Raw genomic sequence first — 17,663 nt, forward strand, 5'->3', positions numbered from 1 at the left:
CGATGCGCGTCACATGATTCGTGCCCATGCCCTGCCTGTAGACTTGCGCGGAACGTCCATCCGCCTTCAGGCCGGATGACCAAGGAGAAGCTGCCATGCAGATCAGGGAGATTGCGCGCTTTGCGGCGGCCGGCTTGTCGCTGGTCTGTGCTTCAGTGGCGTCGCAGACGAGCGAAGGGGCCCGGCCGCCTGCGGACATCGCCGCCTTGGTGGCGCAAGACGCTGAACTCAACGCCGCCTATCGTGCCGCCGAGAAGGCCTCTGCCGGCGACGCGGCCACAGAGCTGCGGGCAGCGCAACGCAAATGGATTCAGGCCCGCAACGAGCTGTGTGGCCTGACCACCCGCGAGGCCGCCGCGCGCGACTGGCCGGCCAACCTGCAAGGCGCCAAGGCAGATTGCGTGATGCGCGTCACCCAGGTGCGCCTCGCTGCGCTGCGGCAGCACCGCCCGGTTGCCTCGTTGCAGGGGTTCACGGATCACGACAAGCTGCTGCCCATACAGGAGTACACCTTCCCGATCGGCAAGTCGACGGGCAAGTGGTACGCCGAGATCGAGGTGAACCGCGACGTTCTGGTGCGCCAGGGTGACAAGCGCTTGCACCTGGGGCTGGACAACGTCGATGGCTTCTACGCGCTCAGCGGCGACGCGAGGCTTCAGCCCGAAGGCCAGACCGAGGTGTTCGGCCTGGCGGTGGACCTCGATGCGCACCAGCTGTATTGGCGCTCGTCGTTGGAAGCTGCGGGCCGGGGCGTGCCGCTGAACCAGGGCACCAAGCCGTACGCGCTCAAGGTGAAGAGCGACAGGGATCTGGAGTTCCTGCTCTCACGCGGCCAGGTCCGGATCAATCCTGGCCAGCGGCCGTTCAAGTACGCTATCCCGGCGGGCTACCTGCCCTGGCACGCGCCAAAGGACAGGGATGAACCCGTGCGCTGGATCGTTCCCGCGTATGAGCGCGTCGCGGGCAAGGATCGGCCGGCGTTGGCCAATGGCTACTGGGATTGGCTGATGGGTCGCGACGCATCGCAGAACCCCACCAGCGACCGCACCGGGGCGCTGTGCTCACTGCAGCAGGGGCCGGACACCTGGTACCTGGCCGGCGCGGCGGAGGCGGACCGCATCGAGCGCCGTTGCACGGTGCCCTTCGGCCGCCAGATCGTGGTGCCGGTGATGGCGGTCTTTCTCAGCTTCGATACGCTCGAGATGTGCAAGGCCAACGAGAAGCTGGCCAGCCTGTCGCCCTACACGTTGCACAACACCTTCATGGAGCTGGACGGTCAGAGGTTCGACCGCGTGCAGGACTACGCGGCGAGTGTCTGGAGCTGTGCCGAGCATGTGGCGGCAGGCAAGCTGGTGACCCGGCACGTCCTCTGGCTGGGCATGTGGGTCCCGCTGCATCCGCTGCCGCGAGGTGAACACGTCATCACCTTCGGCGGGCGCTTCAACGCCCTGAATCTGGATCGCCGCGTGACCTATCGGGTGGTGGTGGAATAGCGCGGCGCCGTCGCTGGCATGCTCTCCATGATCTCGCCTGAACCGCTGCGGCGCGCCTGCTACTGGGCCGGCCTGGTGCTGGTGACTGCGGGTGTCGTTCTGCAGGGGGTTCTGCAGGGGAGCTAAGGGCTGGGTCTGGACGTGCCTCTCGCCTTCCTGGTCTGCTCGGGCGCGGTCGGGGAAGGGGCCTGGCAATGGCTCACCAGTGACGCAGCCATTGGGCTCGAAACCAGCCGGATCACTTGCGTGCCTCGCCGGTCGCGGGTTCGATGACCACGCCCATGGTCGACAACTGGATGAGCGCTCCCTGGTGTTCCACGAAGCTGATTGCGCCGACCTTGATGGTCTTGCGAAGAAACTCGATCGCCCGGGCCTGGTCGCCTCGGGCGAGGTGCCATTGAGCAATGGTGAAGCAGGCCTCCGACAGGGCCAGGTCCCGGTCCATCCCCGTCTTCGCTTCCGCAATCTCCATCAGCTCGTCGGGCGAGATGGCGCCATGCATCAAGCCCAGCAGCGGCTTGGGCCAGAGACCCTTCGGATCATCCAGGGCATCCTTGGCGAACGCTGGACTCATTGCACGGCCCAGGCGTGCAGTTGCGAATGCGTGCCAGAGCTGTCCATAGGGCCGCCTATCGTTGAACTCGTCGGTGCCGATCCTCTCGAAGTCCTCCGCGGCCTGCGCCAGCTTGCCGGCGAAGTAGAGCGCTCTGCCTCGCCGGTCATACGCCACCAGCGAAGGATCCAGGATGACAACCTGGTTCAGGTCCGCGAGCGCTTCCTGGAACCGGCCCTGCAGAACATGAAAACGGCCACGCGCGGCCAGCGGTACGGGCAGATGGGGGCCTGTCTTCAGCGCGAGCGAGACTTCTGCCCATGCGGCGTCCATCTGCTGCAAGGTCATCAGGAGCTCCCCGCGCTGTGCATGTGCGATGGCGGTCTCATCCGGCCCGAGGCGTCCGCTCTGGATGCTCCGCCCGAGTCGGTCGAGGGTGTCCTGCGCGCGCTTCTCCTGGAATTGCCTGGTCGTCAGGCTGGGCTGGACGGCGCCTTCCTTGGGTGCAAGGCTGGCCTTCGTGACGTAGTAGACGCCGCGCTGCATGCGTTGCAGGGCGCGGACGGCTTGCGCGTACTCCTGCAGGCGCCGGGGCTCCACTTCAGAGCCAGGGACGTCCAGAGCGATCTCCATTCCCGCACGGTTCCCGCGAAAGACGCCGCGAACGGTGGCACGCAGGTCCTGGCTCACGAACCGATTCAACCGAGGATCGGATGACGCGGCAACCTCGGGCGGGAACTCAATCAGGATGGCGTACCTGACCGACGCGTTGGTCGGCAAGGCGAGTGGTTGCCTGCGCCAGCTCGAGTCTGGCAGTTCCAGCAGGTCCTCCATGTTGCTGGCCGCATAGGGGACCTCCCATCGTTGTTCCGTCTCTCGAGCCAGCCGGGGGACCGTCATCTTGAAGACGGCCACCATGCGGTTGGTGCGCTTGTCTTCCTGCAGTTCGGGATTCCCTTCAAGCTTGAAGCCAGGGTAGCGCTTCTCATAAGGCGCGAGCAGGTAACGCGCAAGGCGCTCGTTCGATACCTCGTTCCTGAACTGGCGCATGCCTTCAGCCCTGAGGCCAGACCAGGTGCGCCGCACTTCGATGGTGCCTGCCTGGCCGAATCGCGTCAGTCGGACATGCTCGTGCAGTTCGTCGGCGGGTTGGTTGGGCCTGTCCGTTGCCACAACGGTACTGAGCGCCTGTGTGCCCGGAGTGGCCACCAGCACTTCGGCACCCTCCCATCGCTGGCCCATCGTCGCTAGCCGGCCCACTTGGCCGACACGCGTAGGATCCAGGAAGAACGGCTTGCCGTCGACGTGGGCCAACACGATGGCGTGATCGAAAGCGTAGGGCGACGGTGGCAAGTCCTGTAGCTTCCGCACATGGCGTGCGGAGACCAGGACGGGCTGCGCCTCGATGCCGAGCCGCCCCAGCAGCGCGATGAGCAGGGCGGTCTTGTCCTTGCAGTCGCCATAGCGCCGTGCGAGGGTGGCCGATGGGGCTGCGGGCCGATGCGAGCTCTCGCCAAGCGAGAGCGAGAAGTAGCGGATCTCCGACTGCACCCATTGAAGGGCCGCCGAGACGCGCTCTTCGTCGCTCGGCTTGCTCTTGATGGAGGTTGCCACGGCATCGAGTTCCCGTGAGGCCTGCGCCTCCGGCTTGAAGAGCTCGGCCGCCCACGTGGCCACGTCCCCCCAACTCCCGAACTCCGAGAAGTGGATCTCGCGGAAGGGTCGATAGTGGCTCGGTACGTTGCGATCGACCTCTACCCGAGGCATGGCCCGCGCTTCCCAGAACAGACGCGTCATGCCGTCGCGCTCGGACTCTATGGGTTGGAGCTGGTCCCGGGGGTCATTGCTGACCATGCGCCAGCGGATGTCACGATCCTTGGGCCTCATGAGGCTCACCCTGCGCCATTCGGTAGGCCATTCGCGGTCGAAGGTGCTGGAATCCACGAACCTGCCGCGAAGCACGGGGTTCTGCCCGCGCCGTGTATAGGCGTACTCCACGATGTCGCCTGCGCGCACATCGTCGATCAGGAACGAGGCCGACACTTCCCCGGTGTAGATGCTGCGATCGAGTTGTGTCTCCCTTTGCAGGAAGGCGGGTGCCGCGGTGGCCAGCCTGTCGAGCACGATCCCCTAGCGGACGATCCGCAGGACATGAAGGTCGACGTGCTCGAAGGCGGGGTTGAACTCGAGCGTGAAGGTGCCGACGTCATCGATCGCGCCGAGTGAGTTGACCTGGACGGCACGGTGCACATGGACTGCCGGGACTGCTCCTGCGTGAAACTGGGTGTCGGCGACCAGAATCACGGCGGGCGCCTGGACGCTGGTGGTGGGTAGCTGACTGACCGCATCCACCCACCCCGGGATCGGCGCGCCCTTTGAGAAACGCTCCGCAGCCGCCATGGCAGTGGCTGCCGTGGCGGGCGTCCGTGGCGGTTGAGTAGTCTGCGCCCAGGCAGAGAAGCCAACCAGCATCCATACAGCGAGCGCCCATCCGCGAAGCGTCAGCCCATGACCTTTCATGCTTACCCTCCTCCCCCGAGGCGGGCGGCTACCGCCGCCCGTCATGGGCTGTGATTCTCCATCAACCCGAGCGTGGCTGGCCAGTGCGACCAGGCGCGAAGGTCAGCGCGAGCAATATGTCGAGGAGCCTGGGGGGTCCACTTCCCGTGCGCGCTGCAGGACGCTGCGCGGGATCGCTGGGGTTCCCTCCGGTCACCACCAGCCTACGGATGCACCGCTACTTCCCCCAGCTGTCCTTCAGCCCCGTCACCCGATTGAAGGTGATGCCGCCATTGGCCGCAGCCCGATCCGGCGTGAAATAGCCATGCCGCTCGAACTGCAGTGAATCGCCGCTGCGCGCCGCAGCCGCTGACGGCTCGACGTATGCCGTCACCACCTTCAGACTCCCCGGATTCAGTTCCTCCAGAAAGTCCTTCTCCCCCGTCCCCGGCTGCGGCACGCTGAACAGGCGGTCGTAGAGCCGCACCTCGGCCTGCACGCCATCGGCCACGCTCACCCAGGTGATGTTGCCCTTCACCTTGATCGCATCCGCGCCCGGCGTGCCGCTCTTGGTGTCGGGTACCAGCTTGGCCTGGACTTCGACCAAGGTGCCATTCGCATCGCGCGTCGCGCCCGTGCACTCGATCACATGCCCGTACTTCAGCCGCACCTTGTTGCCCGGGAACAGGCGGAAGAAGCCCTTGGGCGGGGTGTCTTCGTAGTCGGTTCGCTCGATCCAGAGTTCGCGGCCGAACTGGAATTCGCGCTTGCCGCGCTCGGGCGCGTGGGGGTGCACGGGGGCGCTGCACGCGTCCAGGAAGCCGGCGCCGTGCAGGTCGTCCCAGTTGGTGATGACCAGCTTCACCGGGTCCAGCACCGCCATCGCGCGGGCGGCCTTCGGGTCCAGATCGTCGCGTAGCGCGCCTTCGAGGATGCTGTAGTCGATCCAGCTGTCGGCCTTGCTCACGCCGATGCGCTCGGCAAAGAGCTGCAGGCTCTCGGGCGTGTAGCCGCGGCGGCGCAGGCCCACGATGGTGGGCATGCGGGGGTCGTCCCAGCCGTCCACGTGGCCCTCGTCCACCAGCTGGCGCAGCTTGCGCTTGCTGGTGACCACGTACGTCAGGTTCAGCCGCGCGAATTCGTATTGACGCGGGTGCGGCGTATTGATCAGGCCGCCTTCGGCCAGGCGGTCGAGCAGCCAGTCATAGAAGGGCCGCTGGTCCTCGAACTCCAGCGTGCAGATGCTGTGGGTGATGTTCTCCAGCGCGTCCTCGATGGGGTGCGCGTAGGTGTACATCGGGTAGATGCACCACTTGTTGCCGGTGTTGTGGTGTTCCGCATGCTTGATGCGGTAGATGGTCGGGTCCCGCAGGTTGATGTTGGGGCTGGCCATGTCGATCTTGGCGCGCAGCACGGCGGCGCCGTCTGTCAGCTTGCCATCGCGCATCTCGCGAAAGCGCGTCAGGTTCTCGTCGATGCTGCGGCTGCGGTACGGGCTGTCCACGCCGGGGCGGCTGAAGTCGCCGCGGTTGATGCGCATCTGCTCGGGCGTCTGCTCGTCCACGTAGGCATGGCCCGCCTCGATCAGGTACTCGGCCGCGCGGTACATGAAATCGAAGTAGTCGCTGGCCTGGTACAGGTGGCTGGTGCCATTCGCATCCCAGCCGAAGCCGAGCCAGTGCACCACGTCCTTGATGCCCTCCACGTACTCGATCTCCTCCTTCTCGGGGTTGGTGTCGTCGAATCGCAGGTGGCAGATGCCGCCGTAGTCGCGCGCCAGCCCGAAGTTCAGGCAGATGCTCTTGGCATGGCCCACGTGCAGGTAGCCATTGGGCTCCGGCGGGAAGCGGGTGCGGATCTTCGCGGGGTCGGGCGTGCCCTGCTGGTGATGCGCGGCGTCTCCGGGCGTGCCGCCCCACTGGCGCTGGGCGTAGGTGCCTTGCTCCAGGTCGCGCTCGATCACCTGGCGCAGGAAGTTGCTGGGCTTGGCGAGGGATTCTTTATTTGAAGGGGACGCGGGGGCGGAACTCATCCTGTGGATTCTAGGGGGGCTACCGGGTTTCCCCGGGGCGGGCATCCATATCCGGGGCCGGCAGGGCTGGGCAGCCCGGCTGTGCAGGGTGTGCGGGATTTCTCGATTCGGCGCGTTGGCGGCCCCGGGCGTTACTTCTGGCAACGGCTTTGACGGAAGCGACGTCAATTGTTCGGGCATGCGGCGCGTTGAATACGCACCAAGGCACTGCCATCCTGCGGTTGCCGAACGGAAAGGAGCCCTCTCATGCCCCTCAACCCCTTGTCCAGTCTGCGTGCCGCTGCCGCCGTGCTAGCCCTGGCCGCCGCCGGCGCCGCCCAGGCCGGTGACATCCACTGGTCCATCGGCGTGCAGGCCGCGCCCGGCGTCACCATCGGCGTAGGCAACAGCCGCCCCGTGGTCGTGGCGCAGGCGCCGGTGGTGGTGTACCCGGCGCCGGTGGTCACGCACCGCCCGCCCGTTGTCTACGCGCCAGCGCCGGTGTATGTGCGCCCCGCGCCCGTGGTGTATGCGCCGCCGGTGGTGTACGTGCACCCGAAGCACCGTCCTCACGGCCACGCGCACGGCTGGCATCGCCATGGCCGTGGCCACGACCACGATGACCGCCGCCGCTGAGCGCGCGGCCTGACCCCTGATCCCTCCCGCGCGCACCGGCCATCCCGGTTCTCCAAGCGCGCTTTGCCCCGGTGCCGAAAGGCCCCGGGGCTGTTTTTTTGGGGGGCCTGGTAGCCCGCGCCCTTACGCGGCCTTGTAGAAGATGTAGTCGGCCTGGTACTTCACGATCTCACGCGCGCCCTGGCGGCTGGCGTCGCAGGCCTTGGCGGGCGCCACGCCCCCTTGCGTGGCCACGCGCTGGATGTAGCTCACGCCCTGCATGGCGCCCATGCCCATGGCGGGGTTGGCCTTCACCAGTTGCAGCGGGATGGCCCCTGCACCCGCGGGCGCCACGGCCACCTGCGTGGCGGTGACCTTGGATCCGTCCTGGCTCTCCCACGTAGCGGGCGGGCCGTAGTAGCGGCCGATCGGGCGGCCCGCGCGGTCCATCAGGCGGGCATCGGGCCCGACGAACACCCACTCGAACTGGCCGGCCATGTTGGCCTTGGCCCTGCACTCGTAGGTGATGTCGCCGGCGCCCACCGTTTCCAGCGCCACGCGGTGGCCGGCAGGTACTTGCACGGCCGCTGGCAGCATGGCCTGGTCAAAGGGCTTGGCCGGCATGGGGCCGCTGGCGCAAGCCGCCAGGGTGGCCGCGGCGGCCGACAGGATGAGGATTCGATGCATGCACTTCTCCTGAGCAAGAGTGGGTTCGTGTGGAAAGGCTGGGGTCCTTTGGCGGCCCCAGCGTCTCTACGCGTCTGCTCTGGCGGTGGATTCGGCGTGCCGCTGCGTCGGTGCGCGAACCGTGACGCAGTGCTCAGTGGCGGGTGTCGTGCCCTTCCGCGCGCGCGGGGTCAGGCTTACCAGGCGTCGGATCGAACCTGCGGCTCCCACAGACCGTTGCGGGCCAGGTAGACGCTGATCACGCCATAACGCTGCTCGCCGCGCTCATTGAACTTCATGGAGCCAGTCACCGGCGCATAGCCGTCGATGGCGCGCAGCGCCTCCAGCACCGCCTTGGGCTGGGCCGATTCGGCGCGGCGCATCGCGCTGGCCAGCACGTGCATGGCGTCGTAGCTGTAGTGGCCGCCGTAGGCCGGATCGGTCTTGTACGCAGCACGGTACGCCTCCAGGAAGCGCGGGCCGGAGGGGAACTCGCGCGGCTCCAGGATGGGCGAGGTGGCGTACAGGCCGCCCTGCAACACGCCCGCGGCCTTGAAAGCGGTAGGCGTCTTCAGCGTGTCGCCGCCCAGCAGCGCCACCTGCGTGTGGCCCGCCTTGCGCAGCGCCTCCACCAGCGCCACGACCTGGAAGTCGTTGAGGGTGGAGACGATGCCGTCCACGCCCGCCCCCTTCAGCTTCACGGCCAGCTCGTCGAAGGCGGTGGTCTTGTCGTCGAAAGACTGGCGCAGGGCCACGGTCTTGTTCGCCTTGGGCAGCTGCGCCGCGGCGCCGTCGGCCAGGCCCTTGCCGTAGGGCGTGCCGTCATCCAGCACCGCGAAGTTGCGCGCCGGCAGTTGCCCCGCGTAGGAGCCGATGGCCTTGGCCTGCAACGTGTCGTTGGCCACCAGCCGCAGGGTGGTGGGCAGGTTCAGCTCGGTATAGCGAGGGTTGGTGGAGATGGCGAGCTGCGCGATGTGCTTCTCGGCGTAGATGGGCGCGGCGGCGATGCTCACGCCCGAATTCAGGTGCCCGATCACGGCCACGATGCCGGCATCCACCAGCTGCTGAGCCACCTGCTTGCCGGTGGCGGCGTCGGCGCGGTCGTCCACCGCCACCACCTCCAGCGTGACGGGCTTGCCCTTGATCTTGAAGCCGGCCTTGTTCAATTCGTCCACCGCGAGCTTCACGCCCTGGTGCATGTCCTGGCCGAGCGCGGCGAGGTTGCCGGTCATGGGCTGGGCCACGCCGATCTTCACGGTGGCAGGTGGGTTGTCGCAGCCGGCCAGCAAGGTGGTGGCCAGGGCCAGGGCGAGCACGCTTGTGGCGGCGCGGCGGCGGTTGGGGTGGTGCATGGGGTTCACTCCGGGGTTGGGAAGTGCCGCGGACTGTAGAAAGTCGCGGCACCGCCGCCGCAGCGGGTTTGTACCCGGGCGCACCAGAGATCGCGGGGGATTAGCGGAACTGATCGTCCCCAGCATTCCCGCGCAGGCGGGCATCCAGGATTGTTCGCAATCCAGCAACGGTGCCTTCGGCGCCAGCGCCTGTTTCACGTGCGGCAGCCTGCCTAAAGTCCCCGCATCGACTGAAGCTCGCTCCCAACCTGGACCGCACCCATGCCCTTGGTTCCTGTTTCCCTCTCACGCCCATTCGCCTTGGCCGCATGCCTGCTGACGGCAACGCTGTCCCATGCGCAGGGAATGGACACAGCCCCCGCCGGATTGACGGCTCTGCGAACCGCCCCTGAGGCTGCAGGCACGTTGGTGTACCGCGGCGACACCTACTCACAGCGCCCGTCTGCAGGAGCGCCCATCTACCGCTATGAACGCCGCGTGCTGGCCCAACCGGGCGGACTGAGCGCCAGCCACATCACCATGGACCCCGACGGACGAGTGATCATCGTGGAGTCCGCGCTGCTTTCGCCGGACTACGAAACGCAGCGCTTCGAGGCCACCCACCAGCAGGCCGGCTTCACCGGATCGGTCAAGGTCAGCCAAGGTGGCCGCCATCTGACGTACGAACTCGTTGAGAACGGCAGGCGCAGCACAGCGTCTGAAGATGTCTCGGACCCGGTCGTGTGCGGACCTTCCCTGTTCGGCTTCATCGTGAAGAACTGGGATGCGCTCGTGGCCGGCAAGTCCATGCCCGTGCGAATGCTGGTGCTCAAGGACAAGACCACCTACGGGTTCGACCTGCGGTTCGAGAAGCTCGTCAATCGACAGGCCACGTTCGCTGTCACGCCCAACCACTTCCTGATCCGCATGGCCGTGGCGCCGCTGAGGGTGACTTTCGAAGCCAGCACCCGGACACCGGTCCGGTACGAGGGCCGCGTGCCTCCCATGGAGAACCGCTCCGGGACGTTGAAGGACCTGGACGCCCGCGTGGAGTACACGGTGATGGCGCCTGCCTACCGCTGATGGCCGTCACCGGAGCCACAACCCATGACATCGCTGTTTGCCGCCCTGCATCACGCAAGCATCCTGACGATGCTGGCCTGCACGCTGGTCACCCTCCATCAACTCGGGCAGCCCATCACGATCCGCAGCGCGCGGCTCTTGCGCCGTACCGACCTGCTCAATGGACTCGCCGCGACCCTGGTGCTGGCGGCAGGACTGGTTCGCGTCTTCTACCTGGAAAAGGGGCCCACCTACTACTTCGGCAACGGCCCTTTTCTGGTCAAGCTGGGCTTCTACGGGCTGGCCAGCGTGCTGTCATTGGTGCCCATGCTGGAGCTCAGGCGTTGGCGGGTTTCACTGGGGCAGGGGCAAGTGCCCGATCTGAGCGAGCGGAAACAGAAGATCCTTCGCGTGGTGGCGTGGCTGCAGCTCGCTGGTCTTGCCGCGATGGCCCTTTGCGCAAGGATGGCGGCACAAGGCCGCCTGTGATGCACAAGGGACCACCCCTGCAATCACGACCGATCAAGGCCGGCAGTCTGGAAGCCAAGGATCGTGCGGGCTTCCACCATACGTCTCGACCAGAAAATCCACAAACGCCCGCGTTCTCGCGGGAACATGTTTGCGCGTGGGCATGGCGGCAAACAGCTGCAGGGTTCCGCCGTTCCAGTCCGGCAAGACGCGGACCAGGCGCCCCTCCCGCAGGGCGTCTACCACCATGAAGGTTGGCAGCCCGGCGATCCCCAGTCCGTTGACCGCTGCGGCGTAAAGAATGTCCAGCTGAGCGGTCGAAATGGCGGGTCGTCGCGTGTTCAGCCTCAGCACGCGCCGCGCCTCGCCGGTGGCAGCAGGCAAGCCGTGAAAGAGGGTCAGTTCGCGCCGAACGGCGGCCACATCCGGAAGCAGGCCCAGGTGCTTCAGCAAGTCTTCTGGCTCGTGGGGCTGACCGCAGCGGCTGAGATAGGCAGGAGAGGCGCACAGAACCAGGGTGGATGCAGCGAGTGGGCGTACCACAAAGTCCCCCTGCAGGGCTTGCTGCCCGATGGACAGGATGGAGACATCGAAGGTCTCGTCGGCTGCCTCAACAGGCCCGACCGCGAGGATCTCCAGGTGGATGTCTGGAAACCGATCCCGAAAGGCAGGCAGGTGTCGCATGAGCTGGTGGCTTGCAAATGCCGGCGGGCACAGCAGGCTCAAGGTCCCCCTGGGCGCCTGGTTGTCGGTGGCAGCAAGGGCATCCGCCTCGTCGAGCTCGGCCAGCACACGCCGGGCGCGCTCAAGATAGCGCTCTCCCGCCTCGGTCAGCGCCAGCCTTCGGGTGGTCCGGTTCAACAACCGGACGCCCAGATGGTCTTCCAGATCAGAAACGGCCCGGGTAACGACCGCCGGCGCCAGATCCAGTGCCCGGGCTGCACCCGCGAAACTGCCTTCGGCGATGACCTGGGCAAAAACGCGGAGAGCGCGAAGTTGATCCACGCGAGCATTTTTCCACAGCCGCAGGCCCGAACACAGGCGGCAAGCCAGGAGAAGTCCGCACACCACGCCCTTCCGCCATTGGCTACATCGCCTTGAACAGATGCGCGTACAGCCGGCTCACCGTCACACGGTCCGCACGGCCGCGCAGGTGCAGGTAAAGCTTGCCCGCCTCGTCGCGCGTCACCGTCTCGATGGCCTCGGCGCGCACGACGGTGCCGCGATGCACCTGCCAGAAGCGCTGCGCATCCAGCTGTGGCAGCAGTTCCTTCAGCGGCGTGCGGATCAGGTACTCGTGCGCACCAGCCAGCACGCGAACGTACTTGTCGGCGGCCTCGAAGTAGTCCACCTCGTCCACCGGCACCATGCGGATGCTGGTGCCCACGCTGGCCTGGATCACCTTCAGCGGGGCGGCACCTGCCGGCGATGCAGCGGCCTGGCCGGCGCCAAGTGGCGCACCAGCGGCCAGCAGCGCGCGCAACTGGGCCAGCGTCGCGTCCAGGCCGGCGGTGTCCGACGCCGGGGCGGTCGCGGCTGCCTGCACCCGACCGGCCAGTTGCTGCTGCAGCTTGGCCACCGTGCGCGCCAGCCGAGCCCGCTGCACCGGCTTGAGCACATAGTCCACCGCCTGGGTCTCGAACGCCTGCACCGCGTACTGGTCATAGGCGGTCACGAACACCAGCGCGGGAAACGGCTTGCCGCCCTCGGGCCAGGCATCGGCCAGGTCGGCCGCGGCCTCCAGGCCGGTCTGGCCTGGCATGCGGATGTCGAAGAACAGCACGTCGGGCCGGTGGGCCAGCGCGCTGCGCACCGCCGAAGCGCCGTCACCCACCATCTCCAGCACCTCCAGGCCGGGCCAGGCCTGCTGCAACTCCATGCGCAGCGCGGCCGCGAGCAGCGGTTCGTCCTCGGCGATGATGGCGGTGGCGTTCATGCAGGCTCCTGGCTGGCGGTCAGCCCGCGCCCAGTGGCAGCTCGATGCGCGCGGTGGCGCCAGCCCCCGGCGCGATCTCGAAGCGCAGTTTGGCCGCGGGACCATACAGCGTGGCCAGCCGCTCGCGGATCTGCGCCAGGCCGAAGCCCTTGGCATCTTCCGGCACGCGCTCACCACCCACGCCGGTGTCGGCCACTTCCAGCACCAGCAAGCGGCCCTCGCGGCGCGCGCTCACCCGGATCGTGCCGCCGGCCACCTGAGGCTCCAGCCCGTGGCGGATGCTGTTCTCCACCAGCGGCTGCAGCAGCAGCGTGGGCACCTGCTCGCCCGCCAGGTCGTCGGGCAGCACCACCGCGTAGGCCAGGCGCGGGCCCATGCGGATGGCCATGAGGGCCAGGTAGTCGTGCAGGCGGTCGAACTCCGCCTGCAGGCTGTGCGTGGTGCTGCGTGAGCCGTCGAGCGTGGCGCGCAGGTACGCGATCATGTGGTCCAGCATCTCCTGCGCGCGCGCCGGGTCCACCGGGATCAGCGCGCGCAGGTTGGCCAGCGTGTTGAACAGCATGTGCGGTTCCAGCTGCGTCTCCAGCAGCTTCAGGCGCGCCTCGTCCGCATGCTGGCGCGCCTCGCCCATCTTGCGCTCCAGGTAGGCGCTCTTGTTCGTGCTATAGAAATAGTAGCTGACGACGATCCCCGCCATGGCGGTGATGAGGATGGAGCCACGCAGCCCGGGCATCTTGTCCAGGTGGGCGGTGCCGGGCTGGTACAGGCCGAAGGTGCGGCACAGCAGATCACCCGCGAGCGTGCCCAGCACGAAGCCGCCGACGATGCCCGTCGCGACGAGGGCGCCGCCTTTCAGGCCCGTGGGCCAGCCCGTCTCGCGGGCCGAGGGCATGAAGTCACGCCCCAGGTCGATGATGGCCCACGAGAAGAAGCCGATGGCCATGGAGTAGGCCACCACCGGCGCATAGGGCCGCTCGGGCGTGAAGGCCACCTGCAGCGTGGCAATCGCCAGGCAGAAGGCCAGGGTCTGCAGCAGGTGCCGCAGCTTGCCGATCCAGTCGATGCGCATCACTGCCGCCGGCGCAGGGCTTCGCGCTCGCGTTCTTCCATGCGCTCGCGCAGGCCGCTGCCCGACCCCAGCACGAAGACCGACAGCCCGTGCAGCACCACACCCAGCCCCCAGCCCAGCAGCGGATAGACGGACCAGGGGCGCTGGCCGAAGGCATGCTGCGACATCGCGAAGATGAACAGGTTCACCACCACGTAGATCGCGAGATGCATGTACCAGCCCAGCTTGGCGTTGGTGCGCTTGCGCGCCAGGCGGTCGATCTCTTCGTCGGTGAGCGGCATCTTGCGCACGATTCTAGGGGAGGGGGGTCACGGCAGGAGGTGCCGGCGCATGAACGCCACGACGCGGCCCTGCACCGCCGGCACGACGGTGGCGCGGTCGAACCCCGGCGGGTCCGCCAGCAGCGCTTCGGCGATGCTGCCTGCCGGCAGCGGCGGCATGGGCGAGAGCATCACGCCGTGGCTGGCATCGGGCAGGTCGGCCAGGTGCTCGCAGGTCCGGCACGCGGCCAGCACGGCGCTGCTGTGGAAGGCCGGGATCTGGTTCACGTCGCGCGCCGCGGTGACCAGCGCCAGCGGGATGCGGGGCGCCGCGAGGGAGGCCATGTCGAAGTCGGCGGCAAACGGTACGGCCGAGACGACCGCGGCGATGCGCGCGTCGGCGTGTGCCTGCCAGGTGTCGTCGTCGAAGCGCTGCCGGATCACGCCCAGCGCGATCGCCTTCTTCAGCCCGTCGAGCCAGCCGCCGCTCAGCCGGGTGATGAAGCCCACGCAGGAGGAGAAGTCGTCGCTGATGCGGGCTTCGCAGTGGCGGCGGAACTGGCCGGGCGACCAGCGGCCGCCCGCGAGGCTGAGCATGGTGTGGCCGCCGGCCGAGCCGCCGAAGGCGCCGACCTTGTCCAGCTTCAGCAGGGGCGCGAACCGCGGGTCCGCCGCGACCGCGTCGATGGCGCGGGACACCTCGGCGGGCCGAAGCTTCCAGCTCTCGGGCCCCGGTGTGCTGAAGTCGCCGGTGTGGTCGCCCCGGTGCTGCGGGAAGGCGACGATGAAGCCTTCGGCCACCAGCGTCCGGGCCAGATCGGTGTGCACCCACGGGTTACCGCCGGAGCCGTGGGAGATGATCACCAGCCGTCCGTTGCCGCGCGCCGGCTCGGCATCGGGCGCCAGCGGCACGGTGAACGGGCCGCGCTGCGTGGGTTGGTCGGGCGCGGCCGTCGGGTAGAAGGCCGTCACCGGGCCATCGCCCTGCAGGCCCGGCAGCGTGGTCTGGCCGGTGCCGGCGCAGGCGGCCGTCGTGATGATGGTGACGGCGAGGCCGGCGAGAAGCCGCCTCACTTCAGTTCCTTCGCAAAGAACGCGGCGATGCGCCGATAGCTTGCCGGCAGGGCTGCGCGGTCGAAGCCGGGCTCGGGGCCCCACCCAGGCACCTGCGCCAGGGGCTTGGAGATCGCCTCGGGCCAGGGCGAGAGCACGTCGAAGTGGCCGGCGCCCTGCAGCGGGCCCAGGCTCGTGCAGCGCGCGCAGCCGGCCAGTACGTAGGACGAGTGGAAGCGGGGGAGCAGCAGCTTGTCGGCCGAGGCCTCCATCACCCCCACCGGCAGCTGGATGCGCGCGAGGCTCTCGGGCGTGAACACCGCGGCCAGCGGCACGGTCAGGGCGATCGCCGCCACACGCGGGTCGCGCGCGGCCGCACCGCCCTGCAGCGCATCCGCACCGGGGGGCGCGTCGCCGCGTGCATACACGGCCGCGCGCTCCTCGCGCGCCGCGCCACGCAGGTCGTAGAAGCAGAAGCCGGCATCCGTGCTGGCATGGGTGACGCAGTGGCTGATCAGCCGCGCCAGGCTCCATTCGCCGCCGGCCAGCGCGAGGCCGGTCACGCCGCCGGCGGACATGCCGTGCACGCCGACGCGGTCGCCCTTCAGGAGCGGCGCGAAGCGCGCGTCCTTCAGCACCGCGTCGATGGTCTGGGTGATCTCGCCCGGGCGGCGCTTCCACGATTCCGGCCCGGCCAGGCGCTTGTCGCGCCAGTTGTCGCCCTCATGCTCGGGGGTGGCCACCACGAACCCGGCATCGGCCAGGGTACGGGCCAGGTCGAAGTGCGCGATGGCGCTGCCACCGGAGCCGTGGGAGAGCACCACCAGCCGGCCGTTGCCGCGGCGTGGCGCGGCACCCAGGGCGGCTTCGATGCGGAACGGGCCGAAGGCATGCGCCGTGTTGCGTGCCTCGGTGGGGTAGACCAGCGTGACGGGCAGGTTGCCGGCCTTCATCTCGGTCATGCCGGTCTGCGCCAAGGCGGGCGCCGGGTGGAGGAGGGCGCCGATCAACGCCAGCGCGGCCACGCCCAGATGCAGGCGAAGGGTGTTCACAGCGAGCCCTCCTTCGCAAGCCGGGCGCGTTCCTGCTGGAGCTGGCGTTCGTAGAAGCCACCGCCGCCCGTGCCGATGAACACCACCAGGCCGTGGATCGCCAGGCCGAGGCCCCAGCCCAGGGCCGGGAAGATCGCCCAGGGTTTGCCGCCCAGCATCGACAGCGTGGCCAGCATGGTGTTGACGGCGACGTAGACGAGGGCGTGGGTGTACCAGCCCATCTTCATGGCGGCCCGGCGGCGGGCGGTGCGCTCCAGGTCGGTGGTGGCTTCGGCGAGGTGGCGGTCGTGACGCATGATGAATCTCCAGATGAATGAGGGGGCGTTGCGTTCAGGCGGCCAGGGCCGGCAGGGCCGCCGGCCGCAGGGCCAGGCGCCACAGGCGGGCGGCGCGGCCGATGAACAGGCCGGTGAACACGCCGTACACGGCGGCCACGGGCAGGGTGAAGCCGGCTTCCAGCACCACGTTCGGCTGCATGGCGAGCTCGATGCCGACGGCGTACTTGGTCAGGAAGATGCCGGCGATCAGCAGCATCGGCATCCAGCTGCCAGGCAGCGTGTACTGGCGGCTGCGGGTGTCGTAGGTGGCGCCGGACTGGCCCAGCGCGACCACGCCCGCCACCACCGCGGCCACGGCCAGCCACAGGGCCAGCACGGTGGCGAGGCCCGGCACGCGGCCGAAGGCGGTGACGATGCCCGCGACCGAGAAGACGGTCATGGCGACGGGCATGACCGACACGCGCACCAGGCTGGCCGTGCGGTCACGCACCTGGCTGAAGCCCAGGGCGAGCAGGCCGGCGAGCAGGCCCCACACCCAGACCGGCGTGCCCTTCAGGATGGCCGCCACGGCCTGCGGCTGGAAGGCCAGCAGCTGCACCAGCTTCAGGGAATCCGCGTTCACGTGCGGCTGCAGCAGCGCCTGCAGGCCGGTGCCGATGGCCCCCCAGAACAGCCCGCCGAGGTAGCGGCCCGGCAGCAGGGTGAAGACGCCGGCCACCAGGCAGGCACCGATGTAGAGCTGCGTCATGTACTTGCGGTGCAGCGCGATGTTGCCCTGGGCGAGCGCCCGGAAGGAACCGAACAGGCTGGACAGCGTGAGCGGCACCAGCAGGTGGATCGGGGTGTAGCCGGCGATGTTGGGCAGGTTGTAGTCGCGGATGAAGAGGGCCGACACGGCGGCCACGACCATCAGCGTCACCCAGGCGTAGCCGAAGGCGCGGTGCAGGCGGGGGCGCTGCTGCATGCCGCGACGCGCCCACAGGGCGACCGGGCCGGTGACGACGGCACCGAGGGCGGCCGTCATGTGGACGGCGATCACGGGGGTCATTTGCATGGGGCTCTCCGGAAAAGGGGTTGGCTTGCGATGGGCGGACTGTGCCGGCCGCGCCCCCAGGCCCCAAGGCGGCTGAGACGAAACGGCCGGCGCCTGGCGCGAAATGCCGGCCGCGCGGCGCGAAATGCAGGCCGCCCGCGCGTGCCCCCGGGCTTCGCAAGAGCTTTACAAGCCCGAAACCGGCCATGGATGAGCGCTTCCTACAATGGCCCGCATGCGAAACGTCTCTTGGAAGTGGTGGGCGGCCGGCGCGGCGCTGGTGG

The 17,663-nt window shown here is 68.4% G+C and carries 17 protein-coding genes and 1 pseudogene; 4 read left to right on the forward strand and 14 right to left on the reverse strand.

Going from position 1 to position 17,663, the window contains the following annotated elements:
- Nucleotides 1-95 precede the first annotated feature (95 nt).
- Nucleotides 96-1,493: a lysozyme inhibitor LprI family protein gene (locus ACE3T5_RS05135; RefSeq protein WP_374665159.1), complete on the forward strand. Its 1,398-nt coding sequence runs from the start codon at nt 96-98 to the stop codon at nt 1,491-1,493.
- A gap of 238 nt (nt 1,494-1,731) precedes the next feature.
- Here the strand turns inward: ACE3T5_RS05135 and ACE3T5_RS05140 are convergent, their stop codons facing one another.
- The 3 genes from ACE3T5_RS05140 to ACE3T5_RS05150 all read right to left on the reverse strand — a co-directional run bounded on the left by ACE3T5_RS05140 (nt 1,732) and on the right by ACE3T5_RS05150 (nt 6,577).
- Nucleotides 1,732-4,170 carry a DUF3857 domain-containing protein gene (locus ACE3T5_RS05140; RefSeq protein WP_374665161.1) on the reverse strand — a complete coding sequence of 813 codons (2,439 nt, stop codon included), beginning with the start codon at nt 4,168-4,170 and terminating at the stop codon, nt 1,732-1,734.
- Nucleotides 4,171-4,176: 6 nt separating this feature from the next.
- A complete protein-coding gene (locus ACE3T5_RS05145) occupies nt 4,177-4,566 on the reverse strand; it encodes a hypothetical protein (protein ID WP_374665163.1) in 390 nt (129 codons plus the stop codon).
- 217 nt (nt 4,567-4,783) lie between these two features.
- Nucleotides 4,784-6,577, reverse strand: a complete 1,794-nt coding sequence (locus ACE3T5_RS05150; RefSeq protein ID WP_374665165.1) for a glutamine--tRNA ligase/YqeY domain fusion protein — start codon at nt 6,575-6,577, stop codon at nt 4,784-4,786.
- A gap of 246 nt (nt 6,578-6,823) precedes the next feature.
- On the opposite strand from ACE3T5_RS05150, the gene ACE3T5_RS05155 reads away from it, so the two are divergent.
- Complete coding sequence (locus ACE3T5_RS05155; RefSeq protein ID WP_374665167.1) at nt 6,824-7,192, forward strand: hypothetical protein; 369 nt, start codon at nt 6,824-6,826, stop codon at nt 7,190-7,192.
- Between the two features lie 123 nt (nt 7,193-7,315).
- On the opposite strand, the gene ACE3T5_RS05160 is transcribed toward ACE3T5_RS05155, so the two are convergent.
- The gene (locus ACE3T5_RS05160; RefSeq protein WP_374665169.1) at nt 7,316-7,858 is read right to left on the reverse strand and encodes a DUF3455 domain-containing protein; all 543 of its coding nucleotides are present in this window, start codon (nt 7,856-7,858) and stop codon (nt 7,316-7,318) included.
- Nucleotides 7,859-8,034: 176 nt separating this feature from the next.
- Nucleotides 8,035-9,189 (reverse strand): branched-chain amino acid ABC transporter substrate-binding protein, encoded by a 1,155-nt coding sequence (locus ACE3T5_RS05165; protein ID WP_374665172.1) that lies wholly within the window; start codon nt 9,187-9,189, stop codon nt 8,035-8,037.
- A 345-nt stretch (nt 9,190-9,534) separates the two neighbouring features.
- On the opposite strand from ACE3T5_RS05165, the gene ACE3T5_RS05170 reads away from it, so the two are divergent.
- Both ACE3T5_RS05170 and ACE3T5_RS05175 read left to right on the forward strand, forming a co-directional pair.
- Nucleotides 9,535-10,251 (forward strand): hypothetical protein, encoded by a 717-nt coding sequence (locus ACE3T5_RS05170; RefSeq protein WP_374665174.1) that lies wholly within the window; start codon nt 9,535-9,537, stop codon nt 10,249-10,251.
- 24 nt (nt 10,252-10,275) lie between these two features.
- Nucleotides 10,276-10,719, forward strand: coding sequence for a DUF2214 family protein (locus ACE3T5_RS05175; RefSeq protein WP_374665176.1), 444 nt, complete (start codon nt 10,276-10,278; stop codon nt 10,717-10,719).
- 33 nt (nt 10,720-10,752) lie between these two features.
- On the opposite strand, the gene ACE3T5_RS05180 is transcribed toward ACE3T5_RS05175, so the two are convergent.
- From ACE3T5_RS05180 to ACE3T5_RS05220, 9 genes and pseudogenes are all read right to left on the reverse strand, one after another.
- Nucleotides 10,753-11,703, reverse strand: a complete 951-nt coding sequence (locus ACE3T5_RS05180; protein WP_374665178.1) for a LysR family transcriptional regulator — start codon at nt 11,701-11,703, stop codon at nt 10,753-10,755.
- Nucleotides 11,704-11,785: 82 nt separating this feature from the next.
- Nucleotides 11,786-12,634 (reverse strand): LytR/AlgR family response regulator transcription factor, encoded by an 849-nt coding sequence (locus tag ACE3T5_RS05185; RefSeq protein WP_374665180.1) that lies wholly within the window; start codon nt 12,632-12,634, stop codon nt 11,786-11,788.
- Between the two features lie 19 nt (nt 12,635-12,653).
- The gene (locus tag ACE3T5_RS05190) at nt 12,654-13,703 is read right to left on the reverse strand and encodes a sensor histidine kinase (protein WP_374665182.1); all 1,050 of its coding nucleotides are present in this window, start codon (nt 13,701-13,703) and stop codon (nt 12,654-12,656) included.
- Entirely contained in the window at nt 13,703-13,984 is a 282-nt protein-coding gene (locus ACE3T5_RS05195; RefSeq protein ID WP_374665184.1) for a 2TM domain-containing protein, read from the reverse strand. Before ACE3T5_RS05195 ends, ACE3T5_RS05190 begins: the two co-directional genes overlap by 1 nt.
- Nucleotides 13,985-14,011: 27 nt before the next feature.
- Entirely contained in the window at nt 14,012-15,037 is a 1,026-nt protein-coding gene (locus ACE3T5_RS05200) for an alpha/beta hydrolase family protein (protein WP_374665186.1), read from the reverse strand.
- Nucleotides 15,034-16,068 carry an alpha/beta hydrolase family protein gene (locus ACE3T5_RS05205; protein ID WP_374665188.1) on the reverse strand — a complete coding sequence of 345 codons (1,035 nt, stop codon included), beginning with the start codon at nt 16,066-16,068 and terminating at the stop codon, nt 15,034-15,036. Before ACE3T5_RS05205 ends, ACE3T5_RS05200 begins: the two co-directional genes overlap by 4 nt.
- Nucleotides 16,065-16,364 (reverse strand): 2TM domain-containing protein, encoded by a 300-nt coding sequence (locus ACE3T5_RS05210; RefSeq protein ID WP_374665190.1) that lies wholly within the window; start codon nt 16,362-16,364, stop codon nt 16,065-16,067. Before ACE3T5_RS05210 ends, ACE3T5_RS05205 begins: the two co-directional genes overlap by 4 nt.
- A 34-nt stretch (nt 16,365-16,398) precedes the next feature.
- Nucleotides 16,399-16,968, reverse strand: coding sequence for a DUF6622 family protein (locus ACE3T5_RS05215; RefSeq protein WP_374665194.1), 570 nt, complete (start codon nt 16,966-16,968; stop codon nt 16,399-16,401).
- Nucleotides 16,969-16,998: 30 nt separating this feature from the next.
- Nucleotides 16,999-17,400, reverse strand: a pseudogene (locus ACE3T5_RS05220) (DUF2306 domain-containing protein); the annotation flags it as partial.
- Between the last annotated feature and the right edge of the window lie 263 nt (nt 17,401-17,663).

Source organism: Ramlibacter sp., from assembly GCF_041916345.1.
In the GTDB taxonomy this organism is placed as follows: domain Bacteria; phylum Pseudomonadota; class Gammaproteobacteria; order Burkholderiales; family Burkholderiaceae_C; genus Ramlibacter.

What these genes read in the sequence shown, in the direction of transcription:
- ACE3T5_RS05185 (WP_374665180.1), bottom strand. Translation starts at nt 12,634, where the DNA reads ATGAACGCCACCGCCATCATCGCCGAGGACGAACCGCTGCTCGCGGCC.
- ACE3T5_RS05155 (WP_374665167.1), top strand. Translation starts at nt 6,824, where the DNA reads ATGCCCCTCAACCCCTTGTCCAGTCTGCGTGCCGCTGCCGCCGTGCTA.
- ACE3T5_RS05175 (WP_374665176.1), top strand. Translation starts at nt 10,276, where the DNA reads ATGACATCGCTGTTTGCCGCCCTGCATCACGCAAGCATCCTGACGATG.
- ACE3T5_RS05195 (WP_374665184.1), bottom strand. Translation starts at nt 13,984, where the DNA reads ATGCCGCTCACCGACGAAGAGATCGACCGCCTGGCGCGCAAGCGCACC.
- ACE3T5_RS05165 (WP_374665172.1), bottom strand. Translation starts at nt 9,189, where the DNA reads ATGCACCACCCCAACCGCCGCCGCGCCGCCACAAGCGTGCTCGCCCTG.
- ACE3T5_RS05190 (WP_374665182.1), bottom strand. Translation starts at nt 13,703, where the DNA reads ATGCGCATCGACTGGATCGGCAAGCTGCGGCACCTGCTGCAGACCCTG.
- ACE3T5_RS05135 (WP_374665159.1), top strand. Translation starts at nt 96, where the DNA reads ATGCAGATCAGGGAGATTGCGCGCTTTGCGGCGGCCGGCTTGTCGCTG.
- ACE3T5_RS05160 (WP_374665169.1), bottom strand. Translation starts at nt 7,858, where the DNA reads ATGCATCGAATCCTCATCCTGTCGGCCGCCGCGGCCACCCTGGCGGCT.
- ACE3T5_RS05210 (WP_374665190.1), bottom strand. Translation starts at nt 16,364, where the DNA reads ATGCGTCACGACCGCCACCTCGCCGAAGCCACCACCGACCTGGAGCGC.
- ACE3T5_RS05145 (WP_374665163.1), bottom strand. Translation starts at nt 4,566, where the DNA reads ATGAAAGGTCATGGGCTGACGCTTCGCGGATGGGCGCTCGCTGTATGG.
- ACE3T5_RS05170 (WP_374665174.1), top strand. Translation starts at nt 9,535, where the DNA reads ATGGACACAGCCCCCGCCGGATTGACGGCTCTGCGAACCGCCCCTGAG.
- ACE3T5_RS05150 (WP_374665165.1), bottom strand. Translation starts at nt 6,577, where the DNA reads ATGAGTTCCGCCCCCGCGTCCCCTTCAAATAAAGAATCCCTCGCCAAG.